Source organism: Bradyrhizobium sp. PRIMUS42, from assembly GCF_023006515.1.
Classification (GTDB): domain Bacteria; phylum Pseudomonadota; class Alphaproteobacteria; order Rhizobiales; family Xanthobacteraceae; genus Bradyrhizobium.
Window position 1 is genome coordinate 1 of sequence record NZ_JALBGZ010000098.1, and the last position, 13,014, is coordinate 13,014.

The window sequence follows — 13,014 nt, forward strand, 5'->3', positions numbered from 1 at the left end:
CTCGGGCTCCAGGCTCCAGCGTGACGAAGCCGAGATCGCGGCCGGCATTGTTGACCGCATTGGTGACGGCCTCGACGCTTGCCGCATCGACCTTGCGATATTCGTCGAGCAATGCGGTGGTCGGCGGCTATGACTGGGGCGGACGCGCGGCCTGCGTGGTCTCGGCGCTTTATCCGGAGCGCGTGATCGGCCTCGTCTCCGGTAATTCCTACAACATCCAGAACATCGCTCGCGCCATGGAGCCGGCCTCGCCGCCGGAGGAGGCCGCGCTCTGGTATCAATATCTCTTCCACAACGAGCGCGGCCGCCGCGCGCTGGAGCGCAACCGGCGCGGATTTGCGCGCCAGCTCTGGTCGATGTGGTCGCCGAAATGGACGTTCGACGATGCCACCTTCGAGCGGAGCGCGGTGTCCTTCGACAATCCTGATTTCGTCGATGTCGTGATCCATTCCTACCGCCACCGTTATGCGCTGGTCGCGGGCGATCCTGCTTACGCAGCGATCGAGGCAAGGCTCGCCGCGCAGCCGCCGATCCGCGTCCCGGCCATCGCGATCGACGGGGACAGCGACGGCGTCAATCCCGGCACCGCTCATCACGCACGCAAGTTCGAGAGCTCGTTCGAGCGCCGCGTCTTCACCGATGCCGGTCATAACCTGCCGCAGGAGCGGCCGGCCGAATGGGCGCAGGCGGTGATCGACGTCCGGAAAGCGGCCTCATAGAGCCCGTTTCTCGTCTTGCGGCCGAATTGTCTGTCGTCCTTCCCATTTTTCCTGATCCTGGGAACCTTTTCCGATTGCAGCCGTCCAAGCTGTGGGGCCGCTTCTGTATGCGGGCTCGTTGCAGGGAGGATCTCGATGAAGTCACAGGTGCGCAAGCTGGAGCGCGTCGCGGTCGCCCAGGTGCCTGCCGAACGGCCTGACAGGGCCGAGGTCGAGCAGGCGATCCGGACTATGATCCGCTGGGCCGGCGATGATCCCGCGCGCGACGGTCTGCGCGAAACGCCGGACCGGGTCGCACGTGCCTTCGAGGAGTATTTTTCCGGCTACGCGCAGGATCCGACCGAAATCCTGCAAAAGACCTTTGAGGAGATCGAAGGCTATGACGAGATGATCGTCCTGCGCGGCGTTCGCTTCGAAAGCCATTGCGAGCACCACATGGCGCCGATCGTCGGTCGCGCCTGGGTTGCCTATATTCCGCAGGGGCGCGTCGTCGGCATCAGCAAGCTTGCGCGCGTGGTGGACGTCTACGCCAAACGGTTGCAGATCCAGGAGAAGATGACCGCACAGATCGCCAATACCATCAACGACGTGCTTAAGCCCGAAGGCGTCGGCGTCATCATCAAGGCGACACATCACTGCATGACCACGCGCGGCGCGCACAAGCCCGGGACCGATCTCGTCACCAGCCGCATGCTGGGTGTGTTCCGCGACAATGCGCTGACGCGTCAGGAATTATTGGGGCTCGCCAATTCGGACGATTGACCCGCGCTAGCTCGAGGAGACGGCGCCATGACCGAGAACAACAAGCCGAACGGACCGGACTTGACCAAAGGCGTATCGCTGACCGCGTTCAAGGACGGCAAATTGCTCGGTCACGTCGGGGAGGAAGACGTCCTTCTGGTGCAGGCCGGCGGCGAAATTTTTGCGATCGAGCCGGCCTGCAGCCATTATCACGGTCCGCTCGCCGAGGGACTGGTGGTGGGCGATACCATCCGCTGTCCCTGGCATCATGCCTGCTTCTCCTTGCGCACGGGCGAAGCCACCCGCCCGCCTGCGTTGAACGCGCTGGCGGTATGGGAGGTCACCCGCGATCGCGACAACATCGTCGTTCGGCGCAAGCGAGAGGCACTGACGCCGCCGGCCGCACATCGCAGCGCGCCGACGCCGGACAAATTCGTCATTGTCGGCGGCGGTGCCGCTGGCTTTTCCGCCGCCGAGACGCTCCGGCGCGAGGGCTTTGCCGGCGCCATCACCATGCTCAGCAATGACGGCGCGATGCCGGTCGACCGGCCAAACCTCTCCAAGGATTATCTCGCGGGCAGCGCGCCGGAGGCCTGGTTGCCGCTGCGCGATGAGGACTATTACCAGAACGCTGGCATCGATCTCAGGCTCAACACCGACGTCTCCGCCATCGATGCGAAGACGCGCAATGTCACGCTTGGCAATGGCGACAAGCTCCCATTCGATCGGCTGCTGCTCGCGACCGGCGCCGAGCCAGTCAAACTGCGGATTCCGGGCGCGGACCAGCCGCATGTTCACACCTTGCGCTCCGTTGCCGACAGCCGCGCCATCATCAAGGCGGCGGGGAGTGCCAGGCGGGCGCTGGTGATCGGCGCCAGCTTCATCGGCCTCGAAGTTGCGGCCTCCTTGCGCGCGCGGAAGATCGAGGTGCACGTGGTCGCGCCGGAAGAGCGGCCGATGCAGAAAGTGCTCGGCGCTGAGATGGGCGATTTCGTCCGGTCCCTGCATGAGGAGAACGGTGTTATCTTCCACCTGAAGGATACGGTGGAAAACCTCGACGGCATGCGCGCGACGCTGAAGAGCGGCGCCGTCATCGAAGCTGACCTGGTCGTCGTCGGCATCGGCGTCAAGCCGCGGCTCGCGCTCGCCGAGCAGGCGGGGCTGGCGGCCGACCGTGGCGTCAGCGTGAGCGAATATCTGGAGACCAGCGTGTCCGGCATCTTCGCGGCCGGCGACATTGCCCGCTGGCCCGATCCGCATTCCCGGCACACCATTCGCGTCGAGCATTGGGTGGTGGCGGAGCGGCAGGGTCAGGCCGCGGCGCGCAACATGCTCGGCAGGCGCGAACGCTTCGACGCCGTGCCGTTCTTCTGGAGCCAGCACTACGACGTGCCGATCAACTATGTCGGCCACGCCGAGAGCTTTGACGACATCGCGATCGATGGCAGCATTTCCGGAAAGGACTGCCTGCTGAAGTACCGCAAGGGCGGCCGCGTCCTCGCGATTGCTTCAATTTATCGCGATCTCGACAATCTCAAGGCCGAGCTGGAGATGGAGCGGTCGCGCGCCTGAAACGCCGCACTCGATCTTGATTTGCGTCAATGTTGCTGCCCGCGGCGACTGCTCAGCTGGCTGTTGCCCCGGCGTGGCCCGTGCTATCCTGGCGTGCGCTCGCGGGGCTTCCCATGCAGGAGTGGCCGTCATGACAAGTGCCTCGGATATCTCCCATCCTTCAAGTCTGGGCTCGGGCATCGCGGCGCTGCACGCCAAATGGGGCTGGATCGTCGCGCTCGGCGTCGTCTACCTCATCGCCGGCTTCGTGGCGCTCGGCAGCGTGGTGATGGCGACGGTGGCGAGCGTGATCGTGGTCGGCGCCATGATGATCGTCGCCGGCGCGGCCGAGATCATCGGCGCGTTCCAGGTGAAGAGCTGGGGCAAGTTTCTCGTCTGGGCCTTGCTCGGCGTGCTCTATGTCGTCGCTGGCTTTCTGACTTTCGCGAATCCGCTGTTCGCGGCAGTGCTCCTGACGCTCTTCCTCGGCGCGTCGCTGATCGCCTCGGGCGCCGTCAGGCTGTTTCTCGCCTTCAGCATGAAGCGCGAAAGCCCGTGGGTGTGGGTCGCGCTCTCGGGCGCCATCACGCTGCTGCTTGGCCTCTTGATCGTCGCGCGCTGGCCGGTGAACAGCGTCTACATCCTCGGCCTGTTCCTCGGCATCGACCTGATCATGGCCGGCGCGGGTTGGATCTCCTTGGGCTTCAGCCTGAAGCAGCGTCGCTAGCCACCAGCAACTCGACGCAAGACCGTCTTGCGGAACTCCGCTGATCTGACGTGCTGACACAAAAGCAGCACGCCGCGCGACCGGATCGTGCGGCGATCATCACCGGGGAGAAACCATGAAAGCCGCTTTGGTCCTGGCCGCAGCACTGGCTGCCGCGAGCCTGTCGACGCCTGCCGCCGCGCAAAAATCCTACGGTCCCGGCGTCAGCGACACCGAGATCAAGATCGGCAACACCATGCCCTATAGCGGCCCGGCTTCGCCGCTCAGCATCACCGGCAGGGTGATCGCGGCCTACTTCGACGAGGTCAACGAGAAGGGCGGCGTCAATGGCCGCAAGCTCAATCTGATCTCGCTCGACGACGCGTTCTCGCCGCCGAAGACCATGGAGGCGGCGCGGCGGCTGGTCGAGGGCGACGGCGTCGCCTTCATCTTCGCGACCATGGGGACGGCGCCGAGCTCGGCGATCGCGAAATATCTCAACAGCAACAAGGTGCCGCAGCTTTTCCTGATCAGCTCGGCCTCGAAGTGGAACGATCCCGCCAACATGCCCTGGTCGATGGCGCTGCCCTGGGCGCCGAACTACACCAGCGAGGCCGCGATCGACGTCGCCTATGCCCGCGCCAAGAACCCGAATGCGCGCTTTGCGGTGCTCTACCAGAACGACGACGCCGGCAAGGAATACTTACGCGGCGTCAAGGAGGCGCTCGGTGCCGACGCCGACAAGGCGATCGCGATGGCCTCGAGCTTCGAGGTCGCTGACCCCACCGTCGATTCCCAGGTGCTGACGCTGGCGAGCACCAAGGCCGACGTCTTCATGATCTATTCGGTGACCCCGCGTGCCTGCGCGCAGGCGATCCGCAAGGCTCATGAAACCGGCTGGCAGCCGACGCGCTTCCTCGCGAGCGGCTGCGCCAACAAGGCGTCCGTGATGGTGCCGGCCGGGCTCGATGCCGGCAAGGGCGTGCTCTCGCTCGGTTCGCTCAAGCCGTTCGTCGAGACGCCGAAGGACGATCCGGCGATGACGGCCTATATCGACTTGATGAAGAAGCGCCTGCCCAACGCCGACATCAACAACGTCGCCGCTCTTTACGGCTACACCGTCGCCGAAGCGCTGGTGGTGCTCCTTAGGCAGTGCAAGGACAATCTGACGCGCGAGAACATCATGGCGCAGGCGTCCAATCTGAAGAACGTGCCCCTGTCGCTGCTGATGCCGGGCATCACCCTCAACACCACGCCGCAGGATTTCCGTCCGATCAAGGACGGCTACATGCTCCAGTTCGATGGCAACGATTGGGTGGTGGCGAGCGAGCTGCTGAAGGGGACGTGAGAGCGGGAGCTCTCTCCGCGAACTCGAAATCGTAGGGTGGGCAAAGGCGCCCTTGCGCCGTGCCCACCACCCCTCTCCGTCGCGAGAATGCGTGGGCACGCTCCGCTTTGCCCACCCTACGACTACGACACTGACGCGCGACCAAGCGAACAGGAGACCCCCATGGACTTTCAACACTCCGCCCGGTCGCTGGAGCTGCAGGAGCGCGTCCGCCAGTTCATGCGAGCGCATGTCGAGCCGGTCGAGGAGCTCTATTACGAGCAGGTGAAGCCGGAAGCTTCGCGCTACAGGACGCCGCCCGTGCTGCAAGATCTGAAGAAGATGGCGCGGGAGCAGGGGCTGTGGAATCTGTTCCTGTCGGGCGAGCATGGGCCGGGGCTCACAAACCTCGAATACGCGCCCGTGAAGGAGATCATGGGCCGCATTCTCTGGGCGCCCGAGGTCTTCAACTGCTCGGCGCCCGATGTCGGCAACATGGAGGTGCTGGCGAATTACGGCACCCAGGCGCAGCAGGAGCGCTGGCTGAAGCCGCTGCTGGAGGGGCGCATCCGCTCGGGCTTCTCGATGACGGAGCCGCAGGTCGCCTCCAGCGACGCAACCAACATCCAGTGCCAGATCAAACGCGACGGCAGCGACTACGTCATCAACGGGCGAAAGTGGTTCACGTCAGGCGCGATGAACGAGGATTGCGAGATCCTGATCGTGATGGGCAAGACCGCGCCTGACGATCCCGACCGCCATCGCCAGCAATCGATGATCCTGGTGCCCAGGAATACGCCCGGCGTGCGCATCGTCCGCGACATGCTCACTTACGGCTATGATGACGCCCCTAGCGGCCATCCCGAGATCGTCTACGAGAACGTCCGCGTGCCCGCGGAGAACATTTTGCTCGGCGAGGGCCGCGGCTTCGAGATCGCGCAGGGGCGGCTCGGTCCCGGCCGCATCCATCATTGCATGCGGCTGATCGGCTGCGCCCAGCGTGCGCTCGAATTGATGTGCCAGCGGTCGGTGTCGCGCGTTGCCTTCGGCAAGCCGCTGGCGGAGCAAGGCTCGGTGCGCGAGGACATCGCACATTCCTTCTGCGAGATCGCGCAGGCGCGGCTGCTCACGCTGCAAGCCGCCGACAAGATGGACCGCGACGGCAACAAGACGGCGCGCGACTTGATCGCCGCCGCCAAGATCGTGGTGCCCAGCATGGCCGCGCGCGTCATCGACCGCGCCATCCAGATTCACGGCGCCGCCGGCGTCTCCCAGGACACCTTCCTCGCTCGCGCCTACGTCTACGCCCGCTTCATCCGCATCGGCGACGGCCCGGACCAGGTGCATCTGGCGGCGGTGGGCAAGGAGCTGATCAAGCGGGGCGGGGTGATGGGGTAGGAGGAGGAGCCTCCTGTTGCCGAACAACGATATGCAACGTGTCCTGCAGTCTCGGGCTGTTGGGAAGTTGCGCAATGCGCTTGCCGCCGAGCACGTCCGGAGCCGAGCCCCGCTCTCGGTGTCATGCTGCTGACGCAATCCTTGTCTTAGACGGCGACAACTAAAACACTGTGTGGGGACTGCTCTGGTTCCCACAACGGTTCCGCAGCCAGGGTTGACTGGAATCCGCATAAGATTGGCGCAAGTTCCGAAACGCTTTCGCGTTCGCTTGCCCATGTTGCGGCGTCGTGAACCGGACGATCGAGAAAATCAAAGGAGATATAATGGTGTTCCGCTGGAGCGCCGCGATTTGCGGCGCCCTCATTGCGCTCGTCGTTTCTGTGACCGTCGCTCGAAGCGAAACAGGTAGGGTTCATTCAAGTGCCGTCGTCGATGCCGCCTCTGGGGATGCGATCGTTGGCGCAGCATCCACGTATAATCCGTTCAAGCCCGGCAAGGAGGAGGGCGGCCCGAGCACAGCCTCCGGGGAGCGTTATGATCCCTCGCTTTGGACGGCTGCCATCAAGACGAGCTTGCGTCAGAAATTTGGTGGAATCCAATTTAGAGCAAGACCGAAATATGCTCTCGTCGAGGCCGTCGGTAAGAAGGTCATCGTCAAGATCAACGACGTAGGGCCGCTCAGGCCCGGTCGCATCATTGACCTCAATGAGCGGACGATGCGCCACTTCGACCCGAGCATGGAACTTGGAGTCATTCCTGACGTCACGGTCAAGCCGCTGTCCGGCGACGATTGGATCACTGGGCCGGTTGGCTGAACGCTATGCCGAAGGAGGACAGCGTTCCCGGATCGAGGAAACACGTCGGCCCTAGAGCGCGATGCGATTAGGATGAATCGCCATCGCGCTTTGTGAACGGTGGACGCTTCGTCATCCCGCCTTGGCGACGCGGCCGTCCGCCGACCCTGCGCGCAGGTTCTGGAAGAACTTCTCCACCTCGCGCGACAGCGTGTCCGCCGTCTCCGTCAGGCTGCTCGCCGCCGTCAGGACGGAGGCGGCCGCGGTGTCGGTCTCGCCGATGGCATCGCGCAGCGAGGTGATGTTGGCGACCAGCGTCTCGTTGCCCTGCGCGGCCGATTGCGCGTTGGACGAGATCTCGCGGGTGGCGGCGTCCTGCTGACTGACGGCGCCGGCGATCGCCGAAGTGACCTCGTTGATCTCGCGCACCGCGCCGCCGATCTCGCGCACGGCGTCGACCGCGTTGCGGGTCGAGGCCTGGATCATCGCGACGTTCTCGCTGATATCGGCGGTCGCCTTCGCGGTCTGTCCTGCCAGCGCCTTCACTTCATGGGCGACGACGGCAAAGCCGCGGCCGGCATCGCCGGCACGCGCGGCCTCGATGGTGGCGTTGAGCGCGAGCAGATTGGTCTGGGCGGCGATGTTGGAAATCAGCTCCGCGACGTGCTCGATCTGCTGGGCGCCGTCCGAGAGCGCACGCACGATGGTGTCGGTGCGGCGGGCGCTGTCGACCGCGCGTCCCGTGACTTCTGCAGACTGGGCGACCTGGCGGCTGATCTCGGTGATGGAGGAGGAGAGCTCCTCGGCGGCAGCCGCGACGGTCTGGACGCGCTGGCTGGCTTCGGTGGCGGCCGAGCCGACCAATGCGGCACGGCGGTTGGTGCCTTCGGCGGTCGAGGACATCGACTTGGCGGTGGTCTCGAGCTCGCCGGAGCCGGAGGCCATCAGGCCGACGAGCTGGCCGACGGAGGCATCGAAGCGGTCGGCGAGGGAGATCAGGGCGTCGCGCTTCTCCTGCTCGGTCCGCGTCTTGGTGGCGACCTGTTCGGCTTCCAGCGAGCGGGCCGTCAAAGCCGTCTGACGCAGCACTTCGAGGGTCTCGGCCATGCGGCCGATCTCGTCGCCGCGGCCGGTTTCCTCGACCGGCTTGTCGATGGCGCCTTCGGAAATCTCCTGCATGCGGTTCTTCTGGCGCTCGAGCGCGCCGAGCACGTCGCGGGCGATCAGCCAGGATAGCGCCGCCATCAGCAGCATCAGGCCGATGCCGATCGCGGCCAGCTCCAGCGTCAGCGCGCGCACGTCGGCGTCGATGTCGTCGACGTAGAGGCCGTAGCTGACGGTCACGTTCCAGGGGGCGAATTTGCGAGCGAATATTGTCTTGCGGACAGGTTCGGTCTGGCCGGGACGGGGATAGAGATAGGAGGCCACGCCACCCTGCGCGGTCTCGCTGCCGGCCTTGATGATGGCTTCCGCGATCAGCACGCCGTTGGAGTCCTTGGCTCCCGTGATCTTGCCTTCGAGCTGCTGGTTGGCGCCGTTCACGACCAGGGAGCCGTCCTGATTGTAGACCACCGGATAGCCCTGGTTGCCATTGAAGTTCATGCGGCGGCCGCGCTGATGGAACTGGGCCTTGGCATCGGCCAGCGTCAGCTTGCCGGCGCTAACTTCATCCTGAAGCGATTGCGCGTAGTTGTAGAGCAGCTCGACGGCGGTCCGCATCTGCTGGACCCGATCCTCCATCATGCGGCTCTTGCTGAGCACGGCCGATACCCCGATGATGGCCGCAACGGTGAGGGCGGCGAGACACACCATGCTGGCAAGCTTGGTGCGGATCTTGAGGTGACTCAGCAGCTTCATCGCAGCCTCGATGGGAAATGGTTGTTATTGCTCGCGTAGGTAGCATGAAGTTCTTACCAATCATGAATGGACGCGTGCGACGTGCTGCCACGCGCGGCGTCGGCAGCCGCGTGCGCAAACATGCAGGCCGAACGCGCCTCGCCGCGCGTGGCGGGTCAGGTCGCGGAGAAAAATGATGTCGGAAGTTGGTGGTGATCGAGCTCGGCCGGAGCGGCAGTGAACCGATTCGCTCACCGCATCATCATGTCCGTGCTGCTCGTCGCGGCCCTCGTCCTGATCTGGAACGTGCTGGGGGCGCGCTGAGACGGCACCGGGTCTGCCGGTGCCGTCCCGCTTGGCGGGTCAATCAGGGGCGCATCAGCGCGGCGCGTACGCGCCGCTATTTCTTGCCCATCGCCGCATCGGCACTGACCGAGCCGCCGCCGGCTGCCGACAGATAGAGGCAGGCGAAGCAGAACAGGATCGCCGCGGTGCCGCCATTGAGCAGCGGCAGGAATACCGGCGTTTCGCCCTTGAACATGTGACCCATGAAGTAGGCGAAGGCCATTTCACCGGCGAGGATGAAAGCGCTGAGGCGGGTGAACAGGCCGAGCATCAGCAGCGCACCGAGCACGAGTTCGAGCGCGCCGGCCGTCCAGATCAGCGGCGGGATGTTGGCGAAGTAAGGAAGCACCGGAAACTTGAAGATCTTGGCGACGCCGTACTGAAACAGCAAAAGGCCGGTGATGAAGCGAAACAGGCTCAACAGAACCGGTTGAAAGCGAGTGAGATAGGGAAAGTCCATTGGTTTTTGCCCTCCATCCAATGCGCGACTTGGACCGTATTCAGTTCGACCCCGCAAGCGGCTCCGCGTCAATTTGTGCTGACAATTTTGTCATGACGGACAAAACACTGCAGTTCGTCCGTTCACGCCGGTTGTCCTGGAATTTTTCGCGCGCCGCTCCCCGCATGCCGTCCGTAATTCCCCGGTGACATCGAGGGATGCAGGTTACGTCGGGGAAACTTACTCCCGCAAGGCGGGGACGATCAGGAATGGAATCATTCCGAGGATCACGCTCGCAAGTGCGAAGATGAGCAGCAGATCGTAACCGTGGGTGAAGTCGTGGATGAGGCCGCCGCTCCATGAGCCGAAGGCCGACCCCAATCCGCTCCCGATCGAGATCGTGCCGAAGATCGTACCGACGCGTTTCCCGCGGAATATCTTCATTGCGGTGGCGGTAATCAGTGGACCGCGCGAGCCCATCATGCTGCCGAAGCAGACGACGAAACCGGTGAGCAGGATGACGTTCGGATAATACTGAAGCAGCCAGAGCAGGACGATGCCGACGATCGAGATCGCGTAGCTGAGCAGCACCGATGGCCGCCGTCCGATCAGCCCGTCGAGCGCGGAGACCCCGAGCATGCCGAACACCAGCACGACGCCGGAAAAACCCCAGGCCGTCGCGGCCTGGAGCGGCGGGAAGCCGGCGTCGATCAGATAGGCCACGATCTGGGCAGCGATCGCATACATGCCGACGGCGGTGAAGAAGAAGGTCGAGAACAGCGCCCAGAAGGCGTGGTGGCGCATGGCGCCGAGAAGCGTCCAGCCGTTGTCGATGAAGTCGGGATCGGTCTTCTTCACGACATGCGGCGAGCCTGTAGCGAACAGCCGCCACGGCAACAGCATCAGCGGGACCAGCAGGCCCAACGCTGCGAAGCCGAACAGCTGATAGGTGTCGCGCCAGCCGATGTGGTCGATCAAGAGCTGCGATGCCGGCAGCAACGCCAGCACGCCGCCGCCCATTGCCGAATACACCACGGACATTGCGGTCGGCAGACGGCGCCCGAACCAGCGGCCGAGCAGGATCGAGTTCGGCACGATGCCGATGAAGGCGACGCCGATGCCGACGCACATGCCGATCGAGAGTTGGAACTGCCAGAGATGCTGGGCGTGGGCCGCGATCAGGAAAGCCGCGCCGAGCAGTAGCAGCCCGAGCGCATAGACGATGCGCGGTCCGGAATGGTCGAACAGACGACCGACGAAGGGTGCGGTGAGACCGCTCGCGAGCCAGGTGAGGGAATAGACCGAGACGATCTGCGCGCGGTCCCAGCCGAAGCTCTCTGAGATCGGCTTCAGGAACACTGTAAAACTGTCGCCGAGCCCGCGGCCGAGCACGGCCAGCGTGAAGCAGAGCGCAAGCACGGTGAGCGCGACGCCTTCCTTGCTCGTTCCCCTATCGGGCGTGTTCTGATCCATTGCCGGTCAGGGGAGCGCGCTTCGGCGCTCCCTGACAAGCAGCGAAAAGCTCATACGCCTATGCAGGCTTGATCAGGATATGCTTCTTCTTGCCGAAGGAGAGCTTGATCACGCCCTCCGGCGTCAGATTGGCCGCTGACAGCGCCAGCTTCTCGTCATTGACGGGTTGGTCGTTGACGCGCAGGCCACCGCCCTTGATCTGGCGGCGTGCTTCGCCGTTCGAGGCGACGAGGCCGGCCTTCACGAAAGCGTTGAGCACGCCGAGGCCGGCATCGAGTTCGCCGCGCGGAATTTCCACCGTGGGGAGGCTCTCGGCGAGCGCGCCTTCCTCGAAGGTACGACGCGCGGTCTCGGCTGCTTCGTTGGCGGCATCGCGGCCATGCAGCAGCGCCGTCGCTTCGGTGGCGAGCACCTTCTTGGCCTCGTTGATCTCCGAGCCGCCAAGCGCCTCGAGCTTCTTGATCTCAGCGATCGGCAGCGTCGTGAACAGCTTCAGGAATTTGCCGACGTCGGCATCCTCGGTGTTGCGCCAATACTGCCAGAAATCATAGGGCGAGAACTGATCGGCATTGAGCCACACCGCGCCTTGCGCGGTCTTGCCCATCTTGGCACCCGATGCGGTCGTCAGCAGCGGCGTCGTCAGCGCGAACAGCTGGTGGGTGCCCATGCGGCGGCCGAGATCGACGCCCATGATGATGTTGCCCCACTGGTCCGAGCCGCCCATCTGCAATTTGCAGCCGGTGCGCTTGGCGAGCTCGACGAAGTCGTAGGCCTGGCAGACCATGTAGTTGAACTCGATGAAGCTCATCTCCTGCTCGCGCTCGAGGCGCAGCCGCACGGAGTCCATGGTCAGCATGCGATTGACCGAGAAATGGCGGCCGACATCGCGCAGCATCTCGATCCAGTTCAGCTTGGTCAGCCACTCCGCATTGTCGAGCATGATCGCGTCGCTCTTGCCTTCGCCGTAGCGCAGCACCTTTGCGAACACGCCGCGGATCGATTCCTTGTTGGCATCGATCTCGGCGACGGTGCGCATCGCGCGCGTCTCGTCCTTGCCGGAGGGATCGCCCACCATTGTGGTGCCGCCGCCCATCAGCGTGATCGGCTTGTTGCCGGACTCCTGGAGCCAGTGCAGCATCATCATGGTCAGGTAGTTGCCGATGTGCAGCGAGCGGGCGGTGCAATCGTAGCCGACATAGGCGGTCGCTTCGCCCTTGGCGGCGAGCGCGTCCAGCCCCTCGAAATCGGAGCACTGGTGGATGAAACCACGTTCCTGCAGGATATTGAGGAAATCCGATTTAAATGCAGTCATCTGTCGGCGTGCCTGACAATTCTTGGTTTACTTTTTTGGGGGCAATTTAAGGGTCTTGGGTGGGAACCCGATGGCCGCCCGCCACTTGGCGCTGTGGCATTATAAGATGTGTCCCTCTGGCACAAGATCGGCATGCCGGAGAGGGTGTTTGAGGACGCTGATCCATGATGTTGACGGCACTCGGTTTGATGAGCGGCACCTCGCTGGACGGGGTGGATGTCGCGCTGATCGAGACCGACGGAAAACGGGTGCAGGCCTTCGGGCCGTCCGGCTACCGGGCCTATAGCCCGGCGGAGCGCAACCTGCTGCGCCAGGCGCTGTCCGAGGCGGCGTACCTGCCGCAACGTGGTGGACATAGGCGAGGTAGTCGTCG

The 13,014-nt window shown here is 64.2% G+C and carries 11 protein-coding genes and 1 pseudogene; 8 read left to right on the top strand and 4 right to left on the bottom strand.

Going from position 1 to position 13,014, the window contains the following annotated elements:
* Positions 1-113: 113 nt before the first annotated feature.
* The 7 genes and pseudogenes from MOV75_RS10960 to MOV75_RS10990 all read left to right on the top strand — a co-directional run.
* Positions 114-719: pseudogene (locus MOV75_RS10960) on the top strand (alpha/beta fold hydrolase); the annotation flags it as partial.
* Between the two features lie 135 nt (positions 720-854).
* On the top strand, positions 855-1,481 hold the full coding sequence (folE, locus tag MOV75_RS10965; RefSeq protein WP_246926160.1) for a GTP cyclohydrolase I FolE: 627 nt from the start codon (positions 855-857) through the stop codon (positions 1,479-1,481).
* Between the two features lie 27 nt (positions 1,482-1,508).
* A complete protein-coding gene (locus MOV75_RS10970; protein ID WP_246926161.1) occupies positions 1,509-3,032 on the top strand; it encodes an FAD-dependent oxidoreductase in 1,524 nt (507 codons plus the stop codon).
* Between the two features lie 130 nt (positions 3,033-3,162).
* Complete coding sequence (locus MOV75_RS10975) at positions 3,163-3,738, top strand: HdeD family acid-resistance protein (protein WP_246926162.1); 576 nt, start codon at positions 3,163-3,165, stop codon at positions 3,736-3,738.
* 115 nt (positions 3,739-3,853) lie between these two features.
* Positions 3,854-5,065 carry an ABC transporter substrate-binding protein gene (locus MOV75_RS10980; protein ID WP_246926163.1) on the top strand — a complete coding sequence of 404 codons (1,212 nt, stop codon included), beginning with the start codon at positions 3,854-3,856 and terminating at the stop codon, positions 5,063-5,065.
* A 162-nt stretch (positions 5,066-5,227) separates the two neighbouring features.
* On the top strand, positions 5,228-6,442 hold the full coding sequence (locus MOV75_RS10985) for an acyl-CoA dehydrogenase family protein (RefSeq protein WP_246926165.1): 1,215 nt from the start codon (positions 5,228-5,230) through the stop codon (positions 6,440-6,442).
* A 323-nt stretch (positions 6,443-6,765) separates the two neighbouring features.
* The gene (locus tag MOV75_RS10990; protein WP_249796641.1) at positions 6,766-7,257 is read left to right on the top strand and encodes a septal ring lytic transglycosylase RlpA family protein; all 492 of its coding nucleotides are present in this window, start codon (positions 6,766-6,768) and stop codon (positions 7,255-7,257) included.
* A gap of 111 nt (positions 7,258-7,368) precedes the next feature.
* Here the strand turns inward: MOV75_RS10990 and MOV75_RS10995 are convergent, their stop codons facing one another.
* The 4 genes from MOV75_RS10995 to tyrS all read right to left on the bottom strand — a co-directional run bounded on the left by MOV75_RS10995 (position 7,369) and on the right by tyrS (position 12,641).
* Positions 7,369-9,093 (bottom strand): methyl-accepting chemotaxis protein, encoded by a 1,725-nt coding sequence (locus MOV75_RS10995; RefSeq protein WP_247005661.1) that lies wholly within the window; start codon positions 9,091-9,093, stop codon positions 7,369-7,371.
* Between the two features lie 379 nt (positions 9,094-9,472).
* On the bottom strand, positions 9,473-9,877 hold the full coding sequence (locus MOV75_RS11000; protein WP_246927104.1) for a DoxX family protein: 405 nt from the start codon (positions 9,875-9,877) through the stop codon (positions 9,473-9,475).
* 219 nt (positions 9,878-10,096) lie between these two features.
* Positions 10,097-11,329, bottom strand: a complete 1,233-nt coding sequence (locus MOV75_RS11005; protein WP_246927102.1) for an MFS transporter — start codon at positions 11,327-11,329, stop codon at positions 10,097-10,099.
* 58 nt (positions 11,330-11,387) lie between these two features.
* A complete protein-coding gene (tyrS, locus tag MOV75_RS11010; protein ID WP_247005663.1) occupies positions 11,388-12,641 on the bottom strand; it encodes a tyrosine--tRNA ligase in 1,254 nt (417 codons plus the stop codon).
* Between the two features lie 164 nt (positions 12,642-12,805).
* Between tyrS and MOV75_RS11015 the strand changes: the two genes are divergently transcribed.
* Positions 12,806-13,014: anhydro-N-acetylmuramic acid kinase (locus MOV75_RS11015; protein ID WP_247005665.1), on the top strand; the 209-nt coding region annotated here is incomplete at its 3' end.